The sequence below is a fragment of the Paenibacillus sp. fava2 genome (assembly GCF_058313675.1).
On record NZ_CM177755.1, the window covers coordinates 1463928 to 1483671 of the forward strand.

Annotated in this window: 18 protein-coding genes; 13 read left to right on the plus strand and 5 right to left on the minus strand. The window is 56.2% G+C overall.

What is annotated here, in order from left to right; all coding sequences use genetic code 11:
- Positions 1–308: 308 nt before the first annotated feature.
- Positions 309–2018 (minus strand): glycoside hydrolase family 2 protein, encoded by a 1710-nt coding sequence (locus AC4G46_RS06505; protein ID WP_491127202.1) that lies wholly within the window; start codon positions 2016–2018, stop codon positions 309–311.
- Between the two features lie 152 nt (positions 2019–2170).
- Between AC4G46_RS06505 and AC4G46_RS06510 the strand changes: the two genes are divergently transcribed.
- The 9 genes from AC4G46_RS06510 (at position 2171) to AC4G46_RS06550 (ending at position 11926) form a co-directional block, all read left to right on the plus strand.
- Positions 2171–3013: a helix-turn-helix transcriptional regulator gene (locus AC4G46_RS06510; protein ID WP_491127203.1), complete on the plus strand. Its 843-nt coding sequence runs from the start codon at positions 2171–2173 to the stop codon at positions 3011–3013.
- Positions 3014–3113: 100 nt separating this feature from the next.
- Complete coding sequence (locus AC4G46_RS06515) at positions 3114–4571, plus strand: aminotransferase-like domain-containing protein (protein WP_491127204.1); 1458 nt, start codon at positions 3114–3116, stop codon at positions 4569–4571.
- Positions 4572–4592: 21 nt separating this feature from the next.
- Positions 4593–5669, plus strand: a complete 1077-nt coding sequence (locus AC4G46_RS06520; protein ID WP_491127205.1) for a D-alanine--D-alanine ligase — start codon at positions 4593–4595, stop codon at positions 5667–5669.
- Positions 5662–6849, plus strand: coding sequence for an aminotransferase class I/II-fold pyridoxal phosphate-dependent enzyme (locus AC4G46_RS06525; protein WP_491127206.1), 1188 nt, complete (start codon positions 5662–5664; stop codon positions 6847–6849). The genes AC4G46_RS06520 and AC4G46_RS06525 overlap by 8 nt, the downstream gene beginning before the upstream one ends.
- Before the next feature lie 648 nt (positions 6850–7497).
- Positions 7498–8571, plus strand: a complete 1074-nt coding sequence (gene cobT / locus AC4G46_RS06530; protein WP_491127207.1) for a nicotinate-nucleotide--dimethylbenzimidazole phosphoribosyltransferase — start codon at positions 7498–7500, stop codon at positions 8569–8571.
- Positions 8568–9116 carry a bifunctional adenosylcobinamide kinase/adenosylcobinamide-phosphate guanylyltransferase gene (cobU, locus tag AC4G46_RS06535; protein WP_491127208.1) on the plus strand — a complete coding sequence of 183 codons (549 nt, stop codon included), beginning with the start codon at positions 8568–8570 and terminating at the stop codon, positions 9114–9116. The genes cobT and cobU overlap by 4 nt, the downstream gene beginning before the upstream one ends.
- On the plus strand, positions 9113–9925 hold the full coding sequence (cobS, locus tag AC4G46_RS06540; protein ID WP_491127209.1) for an adenosylcobinamide-GDP ribazoletransferase: 813 nt from the start codon (positions 9113–9115) through the stop codon (positions 9923–9925). Before cobU ends, cobS begins: the two co-directional genes overlap by 4 nt.
- A gap of 58 nt (positions 9926–9983) precedes the next feature.
- A complete protein-coding gene (locus AC4G46_RS06545; protein WP_491127210.1) occupies positions 9984–11597 on the plus strand; it encodes a cobyric acid synthase in 1614 nt (537 codons plus the stop codon).
- A 2-nt stretch (positions 11598–11599) separates the two neighbouring features.
- Complete coding sequence (locus tag AC4G46_RS06550) at positions 11600–11926, plus strand: YnfA family protein (protein WP_491127211.1); 327 nt, start codon at positions 11600–11602, stop codon at positions 11924–11926.
- A gap of 537 nt (positions 11927–12463) precedes the next feature.
- Here the strand turns inward: AC4G46_RS06550 and AC4G46_RS06555 are convergent.
- Positions 12464–14152, minus strand: coding sequence for a methyl-accepting chemotaxis protein (locus AC4G46_RS06555; protein WP_491127212.1), 1689 nt, complete (start codon positions 14150–14152; stop codon positions 12464–12466).
- 390 nt (positions 14153–14542) lie between these two features.
- Here AC4G46_RS06555 and AC4G46_RS06560 point away from each other — a divergent pair, with 390 nt between their 5' ends.
- Positions 14543–15265, plus strand: coding sequence for a queuosine precursor transporter (locus tag AC4G46_RS06560; protein ID WP_491127213.1), 723 nt, complete (start codon positions 14543–14545; stop codon positions 15263–15265).
- Positions 15266–15365: 100 nt separating this feature from the next.
- On the opposite strand, the gene AC4G46_RS06565 is transcribed toward AC4G46_RS06560, so the two are convergent.
- Together AC4G46_RS06565 and AC4G46_RS06570 are read right to left on the minus strand one after the other, a co-directional pair.
- Complete coding sequence (locus AC4G46_RS06565) at positions 15366–16460, minus strand: M24 family metallopeptidase (RefSeq protein WP_491127214.1); 1095 nt, start codon at positions 16458–16460, stop codon at positions 15366–15368.
- A gap of 53 nt (positions 16461–16513) precedes the next feature.
- Positions 16514–17230: an MBL fold metallo-hydrolase gene (locus AC4G46_RS06570; protein ID WP_491127215.1), complete on the minus strand. Its 717-nt coding sequence runs from the start codon at positions 17228–17230 to the stop codon at positions 16514–16516.
- Between the two features lie 167 nt (positions 17231–17397).
- Between AC4G46_RS06570 and AC4G46_RS06575 the strand changes: the two genes are divergently transcribed.
- Positions 17398–18243, plus strand: a complete 846-nt coding sequence (locus tag AC4G46_RS06575; protein WP_491127216.1) for an SDR family oxidoreductase — start codon at positions 17398–17400, stop codon at positions 18241–18243.
- Between the two features lie 97 nt (positions 18244–18340).
- The gene (locus AC4G46_RS06580) at positions 18341–18844 is read left to right on the plus strand and encodes a GNAT family N-acetyltransferase (protein ID WP_491127217.1); all 504 of its coding nucleotides are present in this window, start codon (positions 18341–18343) and stop codon (positions 18842–18844) included.
- Between the two features lie 50 nt (positions 18845–18894).
- Here AC4G46_RS06580 and AC4G46_RS06585 read toward each other — a convergent pair whose 3' ends face one another.
- Positions 18895–19224 carry a winged helix-turn-helix transcriptional regulator gene (locus AC4G46_RS06585; protein WP_491127218.1) on the minus strand — a complete coding sequence of 110 codons (330 nt, stop codon included), beginning with the start codon at positions 19222–19224 and terminating at the stop codon, positions 18895–18897.
- 90 nt (positions 19225–19314) lie between these two features.
- Here AC4G46_RS06585 and AC4G46_RS06590 point away from each other — a divergent pair, with 90 nt between their 5' ends.
- Positions 19315–19575, plus strand: coding sequence for a YqkE family protein (locus AC4G46_RS06590; protein WP_491127219.1), 261 nt, complete (start codon positions 19315–19317; stop codon positions 19573–19575).
- Positions 19576–19744: the final 169 nt, after the last annotated feature.

The following is a 19744-nucleotide window of genomic DNA, read 5'->3' on the forward strand; positions in this document are numbered from 1 at the left end:
TGCGGACCCGGTCCCGCTAACGGACCCAGGAGGCGCTATTTGCTGGTTTTTGCGCAGTTTTCTGATCTAACGGACCCAGCAGCCGCTATTTGCCGCCAAATGGACCCGGAGACGCGATTCGGCAGCAAATAAGGTCATTTGAGTCCGTTACATTGGGCCGTGGGGCGAATTGGCGAAGATAACGTCATCTGAGTCCGTTAGCCTGTTTGTAAGGTTAAAAAAAAGCCCATGCCGTCAGGCATGGGCTTTCAACCATCAACCATCAACCATCAACCATCAACCATCAACCATCAACCACCAAACAAACCTCAGTCAGTCCACGACTGATAAATCCGCCGCACCTCGCGGAACGACTGCTTGGGCTTGCGGTATTCGTTCACGAGGCCCTTGTTGTTGAAGCCGCGGGCCCGGTCGCGGAAGTTTCGGCTGCTGCTCTTCAGGTCGCCGCGGATGTCGGCGAACTGCCAGATGTACGTGCCGCCGATCTTCGGATCAGCACGGAAGATGTTCAGCGCTTCGGTCACGATATGCGCCTGATAGTCCTCGCTGAACAGCCGCGGCTCCCAGCCGACGTCCCCGGACAGTCCGGCGCCGCCGAACTCGGTCATCAGCACCGGCGTGTCGCCCGCTCCCAGCTGCTCCGCCCGCTTATGGAACTGCTCCAGCATGCCCTTGAAGCCGCTGACCTCTCCTTCATACCAGCCAAAATATTTGTTGATGCCGATCACATCAAACAGCGGCAGCAGAATGTCCTCCAGCGGATGCATGGTCGCATAGGTGACAAGCCGTGAAGTATCGAGCTTCCGGACAAGTCCGATCAGTGCTTCTGTGAATGCATAGGCTTCCTGCGTGCGGGTATCGATCTCGTTGTGTACAGACCAGAACACCACGCTCGGATGATGATAATGCGTCCCGATCATCTCTTCAATCATGGTCAGCGCGCGGTCTCGGAACAGCGGCTCGCTGACGGTCTCATTCGGCAGGAAGCAACCCCAGATCGGAATCTCGCTCCAGAATACAAGCCCGTTCTCATCTAGCAGGTCAAGCCAATAGGAGCTTTGCGGATAATGGGAGCCCCGGACGGTGTTGCAGCCCAGCTCCAGAATGATATCCAGCTCTTTGTGCATCAGCTTTGGCGGAAAAGCAAAGCCCCATTCCGGATGCTCCTCATGCCGGTTCACACCCTTCAGATAGACCGGGGCGCCGTTGATCAGAATCCGGTGGTCCTTGGTCTCAATCGTGCGGAAGCCGATCCGCTCAATTTTGTCGTCATGCGCAGTCCGCAGCTGGAACGTATACAATTCCGGCTGGCCGACATTCCACAGGCGGACCGCCGCCAACTGCAGCTTAATCACATGGCCCAGCACCTGGCCGGCTTCAACCTGCACATCCTCCGCGTGCATTTCCTGACCGCCTTCACTAAGCACCAGCCTGGTCGCCTGCACAGTTGTCGACAACGAGCGCAACTGCACCTGTACAGACACCTCAGCCTCCGCACCCTGCAGCTCATAATCTATCTTCAGCTGTTCAATATAGAGGTCCGGCAAAAACTGCAGCTCCACCGAGCGGATGATCCCGCCGTAATGGAACCAGTCCACCTGCTCCGTCGGAATGGTAAAGCGGTCCAGCGTGCTGTCCGTGCGGATAATCAGCTCATGCTCTCCTGCAGCCAGAGACGGCACAAGAAACTCAAAAGGCGTAAAGCCGCCGTAGTGGTAGCCGAGATGCTGCCCGTCCAGATAAACATCGGAGTGGCCCTGCACCGCGTGGAAAATCAGCCGGACATGCTGCTCACTGGCCAGCACTATTTTTTTGCGGTACCAGCCTACGCCCTCATATTCATACATTCCCAGCTCATTATTCCAGCAGGAAGGGACGTAAAGGGCCTGCCGAGAATGTGGAAAACGCTCAAACCATTTCTCCTCAAGGCCTGCATTTAAAGGATCCTTCACGAAATCCCAAGGCCCGTCCAGTAGCTCTGTTACGCGGATATTATGCTGACGAAAAGTTCTTAACAAGTGTGTGCGCCTCCCCGTTATTGTGCGATGGCATTGTCTTTTACAGGCATCGTGTTAGTATGGATAGTATCATTTACCACTGTGGCATTGAATAGAAAAAAACAATAAAGTCTTGTATAAATCGCGCCTGCAGCAGCAAAGGGGAGACCGTCTTGGAAGAGAATGCCTATAACCTGAATGATCTTAGCGTGCATATTCATTTTGTGCTGGATAAAGTGACCTTTCCGGGCTGGGAGGACATCCGCAACATGGTCAATGTACACAGCCTGTACTGGATTCATGAGGGTGAGGGGATCTTCCGGACCAATGTGGAGCATAAAGTCCAGGCGGGGATGCTCGCCTATCTGAAGCCCGGCCTCAAAATGTCCATGCGTTCAGAAATGGAAGCCCCGCTGCGCATCACGATGCTGCTGTTCGATTGTGCGGAGCTCGGCTATGATGCGGTCTGGAAGAATGTGCGGCCGATAGAGACACTCCGGCTTCCTTTTCTGAGCCAGTATGGCCCCCGGCAGGCTGAGGAGATCGGCGCTATGTTCCGGGAGATTAACCAGGAATGGCTGCCGGGGCAGACTGCCGGAACGGCCGTATCGCGCGCCAAAACACAGATTCTGCTTCATAAGCTGCACCAGAGCGTCCGGGCGGACTGGAATCTGATGGAGTCGGGGGCCTTTGCCGCTTTTGAGCAGATTAAAAGCAAGCTTGAGAATGCCTACATGGACCATCACCGGATCGAGAAGTTGGCGGAGGAGTACGGCATTTCGGCCTCGTATCTGCGCAAGCTTTTCCTGAAATATACCGGCATGGGGCCGAAGGAATATCATATGCACATCCAGAACCAGCAGGCGTGCCGCTACCTGACGTTTACGGACTATCCGGTGCGGGAAATAGCCAAGCTGTGCGGATTCTACGAGGAATACCATTTCAGCAAAATGTTCAAGCAGCTGAACGGCGTATCGCCGACAGCCTACCGGAGCAGCCAGCGATCCGGGGAGTAAGCAGACAAGAGGAACCACAGGCGGGGGAAAATGCCGGGTCTGTGGTTCTTTTTTTACGGAAAAGATTATGCCATGATAGCTACAAGGGGGCGACTTACGGATGTTTAATGATTTCAGGCTCATTGCCGGGCGGCCGGTGTATGTGCAGGTTAAGGATTATATGAAAAGCCTTATTCTGAGGGGTGCCCTCCAGGGGGAGCAGAAGCTGCCCTCTACCCGGGAACTGAGCCTGCTGCTCAAGGTCAGCCGCAACTCCGTGATCTCCGCCTATATGGCGCTGGAGGATGACGGGTTCGCTTATACGGTGCAGGGGCAGGGGAGTTACGTCAGCAACGCAGCCCTTCCAGAGAATACAGCAGCACCCGTCTGGAGCGTGGACTGGAAAAGCCGCTTAAGCAGCAGGGCGCTGCTGGCCGAAGAGCTGGATATTATGAAACGCGGCATCCGTGCGGGGAAGGACACGATTTCTTTTACCAGTATCGCACCTGATGAAAGCCTGTTCGATCTGGATAATGTAAAACGCGCCTTTCTGGAACGGATGTCAGTAGAAGGCAATGTTCTGCTGAACTATGGTTATGCCAAGGGGTATAAGCCTTTAATAGATTATTTGAAGCAATATATGGAGCACAAGGGCGTAGACATGCGCGGCAAGGATCTGCTGATTACGAACGGGTTCACGGAGGGTTTTGATATTGTGCTGTCAGCGCTGGGGCAGTGGCACGGGAAGGTGCTGTGCGAGAATCCGACCCATCATACGGCGCTCAAAAACCTGCAGTTGAACGGCTTCGGCATCCGTGGGGTCGCTATGGAGCGTGACGGCATCCATCTGGGTGAGCTGAAGCGGGCGCTGGAGGAAGGGATGTATGATTGCGCCTACCTCGTCCCGTCCTACCACAATCCGACCGGAATTGTCATGTCTCCTGAAAAAAGGCTGGGCGTGATGAAGCTGATGGCCGACTACGGTGTGCCGGTGATTGAGGACGGGTTCAACGAGGAGCTGCGCTATTCCGGCTCGCATGTGGCTCCGCTGATCGCGGCGGCCGGGGGCGGCAACAGTGTGATTTATCTGGGGAGCTTTTCCAAGGTGCTGTTCCCCGGCCTTAGAGTAGGCTGGGTGCTGGCGGACCAGGAGCTGATCTATTATCTGGAAAGTGTCAAAAGAGCACGCAGCATCCACACCTCCACGCTCGACCAGTCCATACTGTATCAATATTTGCTCGGCGGGAATTTAGAAAAGTATCTCAAACGGGCCAGAACGGAATATAAGCGGAAATATGAGCTGACGATGGCGTGCTGTAAGGAGTTTTTGCCGGATTGCAGAGTGAGCGGGGACGGGGGATTACATCTGTTCGTCACGTTTCCGGAGGGCTTTAGTACGAGAGAGCTGCTGGCGGCGTGCCGGGAGCAGGGGGTTATTTTTACGGTGGGAGAGATGTTCTTTACAGACGGAACAGGACAGAACACGCTGCGGCTGGGCTTTTCCAGGGTGGCGGATGACGATATACGCAGGGGAATCGGAATCATCGGCAGGACAGCACGGCAACTACTACTCGGATGAGATGAAAAGGGGAATGGGGATATGTTAAAAGTAGGCGTAATTATGGGCGGAGTGTCCTCTGAATACGAAGTGTCGCTGAATACCGGTAAAGAGATGCTGAAGCATCTGGACCGGAGCAAATATGAGGCGGTGCCGGTTGTAATTGAGGAGCGCGGACAGCTGGTTGCTGCGGTAAAAGGGCTGGATTTCGCGCTGCTGGCGCTCCATGGTGCCTACGGCGAGGACGGAACGGTCCAGGGAACGCTGGAAACGCTCGGTATCCCCTACTCCGGGAGCGGTGTGCTGGCGAGCAGCCTGTGCATGGATAAGCATCTGTCCAAAACCCTTCTCCGCAGCAAAGGCGTGCTGACCCCAAATTGGCTGTGCTGGGAGAGCATGGAGGACTATTCAGAGGAAGCTGTGGGACAGCTGGGCTACCCGGTTATGGTAAAGCCCAATTCCGGCGGCTCCAGCATCGGTATGTCCAAGGTGGATAACGCTGAGGGGCTGCGTGTGGCGGTGGAACAAGCTTTTGCCGAGGATCGTGCGATCCTGATCGAGGCCTTCACCGAAGGGCAGGAGATTACCTGCGCTATTCTTGGCGGGGAGCTGCTGCCGGTGATCGGCATCCAGTCGCTGGGTGCGGAATGGTTCGATTACAGCGCCAAATACGAGCAGGGCGGAGCGGATGAGCAGGTTATCCAGCTGTCACTGGGTACACATGAACGGGTGCGGACGGCAGCGTTCGCCTGCTACAAGGCGCTGAAATGCTCTGTCTATGCCAGAGTGGATATGCTACTGCAAAAGGGCGTGCCGTACGTGCTTGAGGTAAATACGCTGCCGGGCATGACCGGAACGAGCCTGCTTCCGCGCAGCGCTGCCGCTGCAGGGTATACATTCAGCGGACTATTGGATGCGATTATTGAGGGCTCGCTGCGGAAGCGCGGGGAAGATGCGGGGCGGAGTAAGGGCGCCGCCGGGCTGAATGCAGAGCTGATGCAGAAAGGGGATGGGCCGGGCGAAGCAGTGGCTGAGGGCTATAATGCGGAAGCCGCCGCGGCCGCAGCACATGCAGCAACGGAAGGAATAGGCATACGGGAGGTGACCAGCCGTGTTTAACAAGCAGGTGTCTCCGCACGCGCAGGGGTGGATTGCCCCGCGTGTGCGGGAGATCGCGCCTTCGGGCATCCGCGCTTTTTTTGATCTCTCAGCGGGTAACAACGAGATTATTTCACTTGGCGTAGGTGAGCCAGACTTTAAAACCCCGGAGCATATCCGGGCTGCCTGTATCCGTGCGCTGGAGCGCGGCGAGACCACATACACGCCGAACAGCGGACTGCCTGAGCTGCGGGAGGAGATTGCGCGTTATCTGTCTAACGGCTTCGGACTGGGCTATCAGGCTGCTGATGAGGTGATCGTTACCGTGGGCAGCAGTGAGGCGCTGGACCTGGCGCTGCGTGCGTTCACTGCTCTGGGCGACGAAATTATTATCCCTTCGCCGAGCTATATCGCCTACTCGCCGATTGCCCATCTGAACGGAGGCACGCTGATTGAGGTGGAGACTACGGCAGAGCAGGGCTTTAAGCTGACGGCTGAAGCCCTGGAAAAGGTGATCACACCGCGTTCCAAGCTGCTGGTGCTGAACTTCCCCAGCAATCCTACCGGGGCGGTGATGTCTTACGAAGACTGGCTGCCTATTGCTGAGCTGGTGAAGCAGCACAACCTGCTGGTCCTGTCAGACGAGATCTATGCCGAGCTAACCTATGACAGCACACATGTCAGCATTGCCTCGCTTCCCGGGATGCAGGAGCGGACGATCCTGATCAGCGGCTTCTCCAAGGCGTTCGCCATGACCGGCTGGCGCGTGGGCTACGCCTGCGGCAACCGTGAGCTGCTGGCTGCGATGCTGAAGATCCATCAGTACACCGCGATGTGCGCGCCGGTGCTGGGCCAGATCGCAGCCCTGGAATCACTGCGCAGCGGGCTGGCTGACAAAGACCGGATGAAGGGAGTCTTCCGGCAGCGCAGAACGCTGTTCGTCGAAGGCCTGCGGAGCATCGGGCTGGACTGCCGCGAGCCGGAAGGGGCGTTCTACGCCTTCCCGTCGATTGCCCGCACAGGAATGCGGTCGGAGGAGTTCGCACTGCGGCTGCTGCAGGAGGCAGGGGTCGCGGCTGTTCCCGGGCATGTGTTCGGAAGCGGCGGCGAAGGCCATATCCGCTGCTCTTATGCAGCTTCCACCGCTAAGCTGACCGAGGCGCTGGAGCGGATGGAAGGCTTCATGAAGGTAAAAATGTAATTGTAAGATCATGGCGTATCCCCTATAATCCTTGAAGAAGAAAAAGGGATATGGCAATGAGACGTGTGCTGATGCATAACGGCGGCAGACGGGAGCTCCCTTCTTCGGATGGGGGCTTTTTTGCGTGAAACGGGCCGGACAAAAGGGCTGCCGGGCCGGGACTGCTGTTCCAGCGGTGCTTGCGGATTCGCGGCTTCCTGCCTAAGTTGACGCTACCGGGGCTGCCATCTGAGTGCTTCCCTAACCGGCTTGGCTTATGAGTGTTCGGTTCAGTTGCAGCGGACACAGACGACCTTATTTGCTTGTTTTAGCCGTTTTGTCCAAGCTAACGGACTCCAGTGCGCTTATTACTCCCAAAACCCGTCTCGTTGGCTATTTTGTCAGCAAATAAAGGCTCCTAGGTCCGTTAGCTTAGGAAAGGGTCCGTTTGCTGATAGATAAGGGCTGTAGGGTCCGTTAGAAGGAGGGGCTCATTATGGTGGTGCAGCAGCAGCGGGGTAAGTGTGAGGGTACAGGCGGAGTAAGATAGCTGATGAACGACGGGCTGCAGGTGAAAGTATACGATAAGCGACAAATGACAAATGGCTTGGCGGGCAGTGTGAGGCGAGAGATAGACGATACATAGACGATACATAGGAGGAATTAAGGATGCATTCAGCAATCGGGCAAGCAATCGAGCAAGTAATCAACAGAATCACACCGGCCGATCAGGAGGCGGTCCGGCGCGCGGAGCAGCGGCTCGATATTTTGACCAAGCCGCCGGGAAGCCTCGGACGGCTGGAGGAGCTGGCGGTACGGCTGGCAGGGATTTCCGGCACGGAGCAGCCGGCTTACGGCAAGCGGACAGTGGTGGTTATGGCAGCTGACCATGGCGTGTGCAGCGAAGGGGTCAGCGCTTTTCCGCAGGAGGTCACTGTTCAGATGGCCTATAATTTCCTCGGCGGCGGCGCAGGGGTGAATGTGCTGGCCCGGCAGGCCGGGGCAGAGGTTAAGCTGGTTGACATCGGCATAGCCGGGGACGTCAGCCATCCTGAGCTGATCGCCCGTAAAGTGCGCTACGGCAGCGGCAATATGGCGCAGGGCCCGGCGATGAGCCGCGAGGAAGCGCAGCAGGCTATTGCGGCCGGGATCAGCGTGGCTGAGGAAGCTGTAAAGAGCGGAACCGAGGTTTTTATTACCGGCGAAATGGGGATCGGAAATACAACAGCCAGCGCTGCGGTTCTTTGTGCACTGGAAGGCATCCCGGCCGAAACGGCTGTAGGCCGCGGCACCGGTATTGACGATGAGCGGCTGCGTCACAAAATTGCCGTTGTAGACCGTGCGCTGAAGCTGAATGCACCTCATCCAGGGGATGGAATGGATGTGCTGTCCAAGGTTGGCGGACTTGAGATCGCCGGTCTGGCCGGACTCATACTGGGGGCGGCAGCTGCCAAGGTTCCTGTGGTACTCGACGGCTTCATCTCCGGAGCGGCGGCGCTTGTTGCCAAGGCGCTTGCCCCGGATTCTGTTCACTACATGATTGCCTCCCATATCTCCGGCGAGCAGGGGCATAAGCTGATGCTGGAGCGGCTTGGACTGACAGCGCTGCTTGATCTTGGGCTGCGTCTTGGGGAAGGGACAGGAGGCGTGCTCTGCCTCCACCTGATTGAAGCAGCCAGCCGCATTATGCGCGAGATGGCCACCTTCGAAAGCGCGGGGGTCTCGGGAGCGGAGAGCCGATGAGCATTCTTGTAACAGGCGGTGCGCGCAGCGGCAAAAGCGGCTTTGCCGAGCGGCTGACGCTGTCTCTGGCAGAGCAGGCAGTGTATGTGGCGACCGCACAGGCATTCGATAATGAGATGAGGGCGCGGATTGCTCTGCACCAGCAGCAGCGCGGGGAAAGCGGCGGGCAATGGCAGACGCTGGAGGAGCCGCATGACCTGCCTGCACTGCTTGAACGCCTCTCGGGAGGCAAGGCGGTGCTGGTGGACTGCCTGACGCTCTGGCTGTCAAATGTGCTGCTGGCGGTTGAAAGTGAGCCGGACAGGCAGGAACGGGTGGAGCAGGAGATCGCCCGGCTAGAGGAAAGCGTATCGTCCTTCCAAGGGACGCTGGTTCTGGTAACGAACGAAGTCGGTGACGGAATTGTACCGGAGTATGCGCTCGGACGGCTGTACCGGGATCTGGCCGGGAGGATGAATGCCAGGCTGGCTACACGTTGTCAGCAGGTCTTTCTGGTCACCGCAGGCATTCCGGTAGAGCTCAAGAGCCGGAAGTATAAGCTGTGAGCGCGCGCAAGGATGCCGCGGCGGCTTTTCAGTTTCTGTCCCGCTTTCCGGTTAAGGATGGCGGTGACTTCTCCCCGGGGCTGCTGCGGCGCAGTGTGGTCTATTACCCGCTGGTCGGCGCAGCCATCGGGCTTAGCGTAGCGGCGGCAGCAGCGGCTGCCGCCTGGCTGCTGCCGGCCTGGCCTGCCGCTGTTATCACCCTCATCCTGTGGGTGGGGCTGACCGGCGGGCTGCATCTGGACGGCTGGATGGACAGCGCCGATGCGCTGCTTAGCTACCGCTCACGCGAGCGGATGCTGGAGATCATGAAGGACAGCCGCGTTGGGGCCATGGGCGTGCTGGCCTGCGTCCTGCTGCTGCTGCTGAAGGCAGCGCTCCTGGCAGCCTTTATCGGAGGCAGCCGTTACTACGAGCTGCCGCTGCTCCTGCTGCCGCCGGTGTGGAGCCGCTGGTACATGGTGCGGGCAATGGCCCGCTTCCCCCTGGCCCGCGGCAATGAAGGCCTGGCAGCGAGCTTTGCCGCGCTGCCGGTCCGCCAGGAGCGGCGCGCCATGCTGCTCGCCGCTCTGCTGACACTTCCCGCAGCCGCAGCACCTCTGGTGCTCGGCGCGGGAGGCGGGGCGTGGCCGCAGCATCTGGCTGCGGCCTGCCTGGCGCCGCTGGCCGCCATAGCCTGCGGCGGATACGCGGCGCGGCGGATCAGCAGCCGGCTCGGCGGGCTCACCGGCGACGTGTACGGCGCGCTGAACGAGCTGCTTGAAGCAGCCTTGCTGCTGCTTCTCGTGCTGCTGCAGCACAATCTGCTGTAGCAGCTGCCTGGCCAACGGCCTTTACTCCGATTAGCAGGAAGAGAGCGAGGAACCATACATGGAGAAGCAAGCAGAGCAACAAGCGGCCAGATATGTACCACAGCGGCCAGCGGCCGTTCTGATGATACAGGGAACCGCTTCGGATGTCGGCAAAAGCCTCGTCACCGCGGCCATCGGCCGGATTATGACACAGGACGGATACCGTGTAGCGCCTTATAAATCACAGAACATGGCGCTGAATTCCTATGTTACCGAAGACGGCAGGGAAATCGGCCGCGCCCAGGGGATGCAGGCCGAAGCCTTCGGCATAACTGCTACCACGGACATGAATCCGATTCTGCTGAAGCCATCCGGAGAGATGAGCGCGCAGATTGTGGTGCATGGTGTGCCGCATACGGCGCTTAGTGCCAGGGAGTACCGGGAGAAATTTCTCCCGGAGGCGAAGGATACCGTGCTGTCTGCGCTTGGCAGGCTGCGTGATACCTTTGACGCCGTGCTGATGGAGGGTGCAGGCAGCCCGGCAGAGATTAATCTGAAGGCGCGGGATATCGTCAATATGAATCTCGCAGTCTGGGCAGATGCCCCGGTGCTGCTGGTTGCAGATATTGACCGGGGCGGCGTGTTTGCTTTCCTGGTAGGGACGCTGGAGCTGCTTGAGCCGCATGAACGGGCCCGGGTAAAGGGCTTTATTATCAACAAATTCCGCGGTGACCTGTCACTGCTGCAGCCGGGGCTGGACTGGCTGGAGGAGCGTACAGGCATCCCGGTGCTTGGCGTGCTGCCCTTCCTGCCGCAGCTGCGGATTGAGGCGGAAGACTCCGTAGTTCTGGAAGGGTCCCCGGCACGGCCATCCGGCAGCACCAAAGAACTGGATATCGCGGTTATCCGCTATCCGCGCATTTCAAATTTTACCGATTTCGATCCGCTGCAGGATGAGCCGGATGCCTCGGTGCGTTACGTGAACTCCGCCGCAGAGCTGGGGACGCCGGATGTCATTATTTTGCCGGGCACGAAGAATACAGCGGCCGATCTGGCATTTCTGAGGCAGCATGGATTCCCGGAGGCTATTGCACAGGCGCTCGGCCAAGGGACACTGCAGCTTGCCGGAATCTGCGGCGGCTATCAGATGCTGGGGCAGAAGCTGCTTGATCCGGATGCGGTGGAGAGCACAGAGCCGGGAGAAAGCGACGGGCTCGGTTATCTGCCGCTGTCGACGGTATTTTTGCAGCATAAAACCACCGTCCGGGTGCATGGTGTACTCGCCGCCGGACATCCGCTGCAGTTAAGCGGAGCTGCTCCGGCAGATGCCGCTTGTACCGCTGTCAGCGGATACGAGATTCATATGGGAACAACAGCAAATCATGATTCTGCAGCGGTACGCAGCCTGTTCAGACTGGCGGGGGAGGACGGGCAGGAGCTGCCTGAAGGCTGGGGGACGCCTGACGGCAGAATCTGGGGAACCTATCTGCACGGCCTGTTCCATAATGATGAGCTGCGCCGCCGCTGGCTGGACGGTATACGGGAAGCCAAAGGATTAACGCCGCTGGCTGTTACCTTCTCTGCGGCCGCGCTGCGTGAGCAGGAGTTCGACCGGCTGGCTTCATCTGTGCGGGAGAACCTGAATATGGAGGCTGTATATACAATAATGGGCCTGCCCGGAAAAGAGGGATAGCGATGTTCATGGCCATACTGCTGTTTATAGTGGCCGGACTGGCCGAGATCGGCGGAGGGTATCTGGTCTGGCTCTGGCTGAGGGAGTCCCGCCCGCTATGGTACGGGATTACAGGCGCAATCATCCTGATTGCCTATGGGATTATCCCTACTATCCAGAAGTTTCCATCCTTCGGCAGAGTGTACGCAGCATACGGCGGTGTGTTCATTGTGCTGGCAGTCCTGTGGGGCTGGCTGGTCGACAAAAAAACACCGGATATGTATGACTGGATCGGCGCTGCCATCTGCGTAGTCGGAGTCTCAGTCATACTGTGGGCACCTAGAAGCTGATTATATTACTGTAGGTCGCTGCCTATTGAGTGCTTAACCAATCAAAGTTTGCAACGCTAACCGGCATATGGCAGAAATATTATGCAGCCTTGTAACGGACTGAAATGACCTTATTCCCCGCTAAAATCCTGTTTTTACAACCTAACGGACCTCAGCGTCCTTATTTGGCTATATTGGGAAGAAAAACGCCTGCCAGGCAGTCAATAAGAGCGCTACGGTCCGTTAGCTGGGGCAAACTGAAAAAACGGAGATAATAAGGTCGCTACGGTCCGTTAGAATTCAGAACAGCAGTAAGCCGCAAAAGTTCGCGGCCGGCTATCAGAATCAGCAGTAAGCCGCAATAAATAGCGGTCAGCCCTATCCCGCTAGCGGCACAAATACACTGGCTGGCTAGGCAGAGGCTGCATGCAGAGCTTACAAAAAAGCAGCGGGGTATTCTGGAACGGTTGTACAACCATTCCTCTATCGACAATCGCAACTAAAAAGGACCCTCTGGAAGCTCGCCGCCAAGCGGCGCTTTCAGAGGGTCCTTTATTATTAAATCTTAAACTGGGCGACAGCCCGCTGGAGCTTGACAGCCTGCTCGTGCAGATGCTCTACAGTCAGCGAATTGCTCTCCAGCTCCTGATGCTGCCGTGAGGAGTCTTCAGCAAGCGAATCAGCAATGGTCTGTGACACGGCTGTAATCTGTGCCGATTCTTCAACAGAGGCACTGACTTCCTCGGTGCCGGCGGAGATTTCCTGGGTTGCGGCAGAGACGGACTGGATGCTGTGGCTGATGCTCTGAATCAGAATGAGCAGGTGATTGAAGGCGTCTCCCGCAGCAACAACCTTGCCGACCCCGGAGGAAACTTCTGCGTTCACGTGGTTCATTTCCTCAACCGAACGGTTCATATCCTCCTGCAGGCTGAGCAGGAACTCACGGATCTGCTCATTGGATTGCTTCGACTGCTCGGACAGCTTGCGGACCTCTCCGGCGACAACGGCGAAGCCCCGCCCATGCTCGCCTGCACGGGCCGCTTCAATCGAAGCGTTAAGTGACAGCATTTGAATCTGCTTCGTAATCTCGGTAATTCCCTGAACCACTTCGCCGATCATCTGGGAACGTTCACTCATGATACGGAACTGCTCAAGTGAATGTACGGAGACCTGCTCAACCTGGCGCATTTGCTCAACGGCACTCCGTGCGGTTTCATTCCCGCCGGCCGCTTCCTGCGAAGCCTCGCTGATCTGCTCGGTCACTTCGCCGGCAGCGGCAGCGATATGCTGGATGCCGACATTGATTTCTTCCATCGCCTTGGAATTCTCTAAGGCGCTGGCCGCGATGGTTGCGCTGCCCTTGCTGATCTCAGTCACCGACTCGGCGGAACGTTCAGCCATTGTGTTCAGTACCTCGACACGCTTCTTCAGATCATTGGCATCGGCTACAACGGTATTGGAAGTTTCCAGTACCTGGCCGATCATATCCTTTAGCTTGTGCCCCATGCTGCGGAAGCTTTCCGACAGCTGGCTGACCTCATCGTTCCCTTTGATAATCAGCTCCTGGGTGAAATCGCCTTCTGCCAGCTTATTGCTGTATGCCGTGAGCTGGGTGAGCGGACGGGTAATCCGGCGGCTCATGAAGTAGGCGGCCGAGAGTCCGACAATCAGCGAGGCCAGCGTAATGGCAACACTGGTCCAGACAATGCTGTCTATTTTATCCTGAACAAAACCTACATCGTAACTCACACCAATCAGCATCGTGCCGCCGGGAACTCCGACATACGCGGTTCTATGTATACCATGACTGTCACTGTATGTATCGCTGACTCCTGATTTTCCTTTCGAGGCCTGCTCCATTACGGGGGTTACGGCAAGATTATCGCCGGCTTTCAGCTTGGAATCCTGATCGGCGGTCAGTACAGTAGCTTTGCCTTCGGCAAGGTTGATCAGGAAGATGGTTTCCACGTCATGCTGTGTTCTTTTTTCCCGGAAATAGAATTTCAGATTGCTTGCGGCCTGTTCACTCTTGTTAAGCGTCTGCTGGGCGTGTGTAGCGTTCATTCCCTTGTATGAATCCTGGGCGGCTGCAGTCAGAAGCTTGTTAATCTGCGGCATTACGTAGCTGTCGATGGTACTCATGGAGATAAAGTAGAAGCTGATACTTAGCACAAGCGACGTTAGCAACAATACCGCAAACAAAAGAAGTGTGAACTTGCGGCTGATCGAATTTTTAAAGCGTACCATTTCATTCTCTCCTTCGTGGTTAAGATGCATAGCATATCCCGCTGCAATGCCTCACAATGATAGCAGGCACAATATATTCCGTCGGTAGGGTCATATATGAGGATATCGGTTTCAGAAATGCAATTGATAACTATTCTATAGAATTAACCCCCGGTTGAATAGTGAAAAATACAACAATAATGCAGAATTTTCTGAAAAATTTTATAAATTTCGAATGCGAACGTTGATTTTTGAAAATATGCAGAGAAATTGTTGAATTTGCTGGAAACAAAATTTCATGGCTTGTAAGCTTTTATTGTGGTAGAGTAGAAATGTTTTGTTCCGGCATAACATCATAACCGCGGTTCGTAACCATCCCGCGTAACCAAAACTAGGAGGATTTACAGATAAATGTTTAATTTGCTGTGGGGAATATTGTTTGTTATTGTCAATTTTGCCTTTTTTCTGATCTGCTACCGGCTGTTCGGCAAAAAGGGCCTCTATGCCTGGGTTGGAGTAGCGACTGTCATTGCCAACATTCAAGTAGCCAAAACAATCGAAATGCCGTTTGGCATTGTAATGACGCTCGGCAATACGATGTATGTCACGCTGTATATGACCAGCGACCTGCTGAATGAGAAATACGGCAGAGCTGAAGCGCGTAACGCAGTCTGGTTCGGCTTCTTCACGCTGCTGATGACGACGGCGATTATGCAGATGGTGCTTGTCTTTGAGCCGCAGGAGACGGATATCGCGCAATCGTCGCTTGAGACGATCTTTGGCATGATGCCGCGCCTCGCGCTGGGCAGCCTGACGGCTTACTTCATCAGCCAGTTCCTGGATGTACGCCTCTATTCCTGGATCAGAAAGTACTACGGCAGCTCGCGCCAGCTGTGGATCCGCTCGAACGGCAGCACAATGATCAGCTCGTTTGTGGATACGCTGATTTTCTGCACCATTGCTTTTGCCGGGCTCTATGATCTGAAGGTGTGGACGGAGATTCTGCTGACAACCTATTTGTCCAAATTCCTGCTGACCGGCGCAGGCACGCCTATCCTGTATATTGCCCGTTCCTTCAGCTTTGCTGAAGAGACCGGAAGCCGCAAGGATGCCGGAGCCGGACTTGATGCATAAAAGAATAAATTCACCGCATATATAAAAAAGCAGCAAGCCCCCGGAAAAGGGCTTGCTGCTTTTTTTTTGTCCGGCTGCGGTGCAGCGGGACCGCCGCTGCCTACAGATGAAGAACTGTCAGCTCCTTGGGGAAGCTGGTCAGGGTGACAGGACCTTCGGGGGTAATAAACACATCATCCTCAATGCGCACACCGCCCAGACCCGGTACATAGATGCCCGGCTCGACCGTGAACACATTGCCGTTCTCGATGATGTCGGTATTGAGGCCGTGCAGTGAAGGATATTCATGGGTGTCCATGCCCAGACCGTGTCCCACACGATGCATGAAGTATTCGCCGTAGCCTGCAGCTTCAATCACATCGCGCGCAGCTTTGTCCACAGAACCGAAGGTAGCCCCGGCTCTGGAAGCAGCGATTCCGGCCATATTGGCGGCCAGAACGGTATTGTAGATCTCAACCAGCCTGCTGTCGATATCCCCGACGGCAAAGGTACGCGTTATATCGGAGGCGTAGCCCGCCGCATATACGCCCATGTCGAACATCAGCAGATCGCCCGGCTGAATGATCCGGTCCCCTGGAACGCCATGCGGAAGCGCCGTGTTGGGCCCGGAGAGCACCATCGTATCAAACGAGGGGCCGGAGGCGCCGACCTTTTTCATCAGATATTCAAGCTCGGCAACCAGCTCAATCTCCGTTACTCCGCTCTTGATGTGGCTCAGCCCGCGGCGGAGTACTTCTTCAATCAGCTCGGCGGCGTGCTTCATCCGGCTGATCTCCTCCGGAGTCTTTCTGGCACGCATGGCCCGCAGCAGGGGACCGATATCGCTGAAGCTTCCGGCCGGAACGGCTGCCGACAGCAGCTCAAAGCGGCTTACGGAGAAATGCTCTTTTTCAATGCCGAGTGTTCCCGGTGCCTTGTCGCCAAAACGGGACTGAAGCAGCTCATACGGATTATCCGTGTCGCTGTGTGTCAGAATAGTCTGAACGGAGGAAGCTGCATGTGCAGCCTCACTGTCCAGCGCCGGAACAATCAGTACCGGCTCCTCGCCGCGGATCAGCAGCAGGCCGAGAAACCGCTCATGCGGGTTCGAGGCAAAGCCGGTCAAGTAATATACATGCTTGGGATCGGTGACGAGCAGTGCATCCAGCCCGTTTCCCGCCATTCCCTGCTCCAGACTTTTCAGAGCATCGTTCATTTAAGATTTTCCCCTTTCGTATAACTCTTCTAAACTGCACTTCAATTCTCTAATTATAGCAGAGATTCAGTCAATGTCCCGATAAGCGCCTGCGGACTGCCTTCATACACACCGCCGTGATAGCAGAGGATGGTGCGGACTGGCAGATCCTTCAGCTTCAGCAGGCTGCGCAGCGCCAGCGGCATATCGGGTGTGGCTGCATCCCATGGTCCGGCCAGCTCCCCGCCCAGAACACGCAGCTCATCGGCAGCAAGCAGCAGCTCCTGCTCCCGCAGGTAGAGGCAGATATGTCCCGGTGTATGCCCGGGAGTATGAATAATCTCAAGACCGCCGCCCCAGGGCAGACGTTCAGCATCCTGAAGCTCTTCGATTTCCGGCAGCTGCTTCAGCTGCTCCAGAAAGCGCTCGAACATCTCCCGGCGTTCCGGCGGCAGCTGGGCAATCCGTTCCGGGGTCATTTTGAGCATCGGCTGGCTACCGCTGATGACCGGCAGATCCCCCGGATGGGCGAACAGCCGGACGCCGGGGAATTCACGGGCAAGTGCCGGAAGGTTCCCGATATGGTCTGTATCCTGATGAGTAAGAATAATCCGCTTCAGGCTGGAGGGGGCTTCGCCTGCTTCCTCAATGGCCTGAATCAGGGCTTCATACTGGTCGAACATGCCGGTGTCAATCAGCGTCAGTCCGTCTTTGTCTTTAAGCAATACAGGATGCACGTGGGATTCTCCCAGCGGTATAGTAAGCACAATAACATTCGGTCTGATCTGCATGGATAGCTCCGGGAACTTCTCCCGGACTCACCTCCTGAAAGTTTTGGGGCTATTCTTTTCTTAAACCCCTGATATAATGTAACATTATCTTAGAGCAACTGCCTGGAAAAGGCCAGGCCGGGACTGAAGCCGGCAGGGTCCTGTGCAGGGGAGGGGAATGAGCGGCTATGCATGGCAAAATTGTGCTCGTCACCGGCGGCAACTCCGGTATGGGACTGGCTACAACGATTGAAATGGCCCGCCGGGGCGCGAAGGTGGTTATGGCTTGCCGCAGCAGGACGCGCGGCGAAGCAGCTGTGGCTGAAGCCCGGCGCCGGAGCGGGTCGGAGGACATTACGCTGATGCTGTGTGATCTTGCCTCCTTCCAGAGTATCCGCAGCTTTGCGGGAGAATTTCTGGAGGCCTATCCGGTGCTTGATGTGCTGATCAACAATGCCGGAGTTGTCACTGTTAAGCGTGAGCTGACGGCAGACGGCTACGAGATGGATTTTGGCGTCAATCACCTGGGGCATTTCCTGCTTGCCAATCTGCTGCTCGGAGCGCTGAAGAAGGCTGAACAGGGGAGGATTGTTGTGGTCGCCTCCGGCGCCTACAAGATCGGCAGGCTTTATCTGGAGGACCACACGCTGTCGCGCGGCTTTAACCCGGCCAAGGCTTATGCCCGCTCCAAGCTGGCTAACATCCTGTTTACGCGTGAGCTGGCTGCCCGCCTGCAGGGTACTGCGGTTACGGTAAATGCAGTGCACCCGGGAGCTGTCGGAACAAGCATCGGAGTGAACCGGGAGACCGGCTTCGGCCGTTCGGTGCTGAAGCTGCTGTCGTACTTTTTCCTGACCCCTGAGCAGGGTGCGGATACAGCCGTTTATCTGGCAACGGCACCGGAGGTCAGCGGCGTGAGCGGACAGTACTACTACCGCCGCCAAATTCAGGAGCTGTCGCCGAGAGCGGCAGATGCGAAAGAAGCGGCACGCCTGTGGCAATGGAGCTTGGGGCACACCGGATTGGAGCAGTAGACGACCCAAGGGTAGTATAATAAGAGATGTACAGATTATTAATGCACCAAGATCATTAGTTACAATGATATAGATAATAACTAGGGGGAAGAGTCGGATGGCCTTGAACAGTTACAGCATAGAAGATGCATTACTTGAGGATTTAGAGGCAATCGTGGAGATTTATAACTCAACTGTAGCAGGGCGTATGGTTACTGCAGATCTGGAGCCTGTGAGCGTAGAAGACCGTCTGAAATGGTTCCATGAGCACAACAGCCATCACCGTCCGCTATGGGTATTGAAGCATGAGAATGAAATTGCTGCCTGGTTCAGCTTTCAATCCTTCTACGGGCGTCCCGCATATAACGGAACCGCTGAGGTCAGCGTCTATGTGAATCAAAAATTCCGCGGCAAGGGAGCCGGCAGCATTTTGCTGGCCAAGGCGCTGGAGGAATGTCCGCGCCTTGGCCTCCAGAATCTGGTTGGTTTTGTGTTCGGCCATAATGAGCCGAGCCTTGCCCTGCTGCGGAAGTTCGGGTTCAAGGATTGGGGGCTGCTTCCGGGTGTTGCCGTAATGGACGGCATCCCGCGTGATCTGGTTATCATCGGACGCAAGCTGTAGCCGCCCAAGGCTGTGTAAAGAGCAGCCTGCTTCCCGGAGGAAGGCTGCTTCTACTGCGGCGGGCATTCAGCGGAGTCGATCCAGGCGTCTGACCACTTTTCCAGATCACGCATGACGGATTCCAGACCCCGGCCTTTATCGGTCAGGGAATATTGAATCCTTACAGGTGTTTCGGGAAAGACTTCACGCAGCACGATGCCTTCCTGTTCAAGCTCCTTAAGCCTCTCAGACAAGAGCCGGCCGCTGACTGGCAGCGCAGCTTCGATCGTACTGAACCGCTGCGGCCCCTGGAGAAGCTGATAGATGATTAAGCCCGTCCAGCGTCTGCCGATAATATCCATGCTTTTTTGCAGCTTTGGACACAGGTCTACGGATTTCATAAGGCTCACCTCTTACCTTACATTATAAACGGAAAGACTACCTGCTAAAACAAAGGTGAAGTAAATACAGAAGCTGAAAGGACGATTACAATGGCCAAAAAGAAGCAGAATACCGGCGCTCCGCGCCCCGCTGCGACGGATGCTCCGGCTACACTCAAGGACTTGCTGAGCAGTGATGTATTGAGCAAGCTGAAGGCGCAGTCGGATGCGCTGAAGGCAGAAGAACAGGATAAAAAGGAAGCTGTACGCAAAGCTGCAGAGGATCAGCGCAAGGCTGAGCAGAAGCGGCTGGAGAACGATTTTGCCCATCTTTTGGAGAACAGCAATCAGGATTGGCACAAATTTAAATAATTTTTTACCGGACTGTCGGGTTGACAATTTACACCAGCGCCGATTATATTGGGTTTACTAAGAACAGAAGGGAGGCCGACGGGTCATGATTGGAACAAATGTACAGACACTGCCGCTAAGCCAGATCACAACCGCATATGAACCATCTGATCCCAGCGCCTTCGTCCGG

Excerpts from the sequence above, each read along its gene's own strand:
- AC4G46_RS06560 (WP_491127213.1), top strand. The coding sequence starts at position 14,543 with ATGTTTAATTTGCTGTGGGGAATATTGTTTGTTATTGTCAATTTTGCC.
- AC4G46_RS06570 (WP_491127215.1), bottom strand. The coding sequence starts at position 17,230 with ATGCAGATCAGACCGAATGTTATTGTGCTTACTATACCGCTGGGAGAA.
- AC4G46_RS06565 (WP_491127214.1), bottom strand. The coding sequence starts at position 16,460 with ATGAACGATGCTCTGAAAAGTCTGGAGCAGGGAATGGCGGGAAACGGG.
- AC4G46_RS06590 (WP_491127219.1), top strand. The coding sequence starts at position 19,315 with ATGGCCAAAAAGAAGCAGAATACCGGCGCTCCGCGCCCCGCTGCGACG.
- AC4G46_RS06520 (WP_491127205.1), top strand. The coding sequence starts at position 4,593 with ATGTTAAAAGTAGGCGTAATTATGGGCGGAGTGTCCTCTGAATACGAA.
- AC4G46_RS06515 (WP_491127204.1), top strand. The coding sequence starts at position 3,114 with ATGTTTAATGATTTCAGGCTCATTGCCGGGCGGCCGGTGTATGTGCAG.
- AC4G46_RS06580 (WP_491127217.1), top strand. The coding sequence starts at position 18,341 with ATGGCCTTGAACAGTTACAGCATAGAAGATGCATTACTTGAGGATTTA.
- AC4G46_RS06555 (WP_491127212.1), bottom strand. The coding sequence starts at position 14,152 with ATGGTACGCTTTAAAAATTCGATCAGCCGCAAGTTCACACTTCTTTTG.
- cobU (WP_491127208.1), top strand. The coding sequence starts at position 8,568 with ATGAGCATTCTTGTAACAGGCGGTGCGCGCAGCGGCAAAAGCGGCTTT.
- AC4G46_RS06585 (WP_491127218.1), bottom strand. The coding sequence starts at position 19,224 with ATGAAATCCGTAGACCTGTGTCCAAAGCTGCAAAAAAGCATGGATATT.
- AC4G46_RS06545 (WP_491127210.1), top strand. The coding sequence starts at position 9,984 with ATGGAGAAGCAAGCAGAGCAACAAGCGGCCAGATATGTACCACAGCGG.
- AC4G46_RS06575 (WP_491127216.1), top strand. The coding sequence starts at position 17,398 with ATGCATGGCAAAATTGTGCTCGTCACCGGCGGCAACTCCGGTATGGGA.
- cobT (WP_491127207.1), top strand. The coding sequence starts at position 7,498 with ATGCATTCAGCAATCGGGCAAGCAATCGAGCAAGTAATCAACAGAATC.
- AC4G46_RS06550 (WP_491127211.1), top strand. The coding sequence starts at position 11,600 with ATGTTCATGGCCATACTGCTGTTTATAGTGGCCGGACTGGCCGAGATC.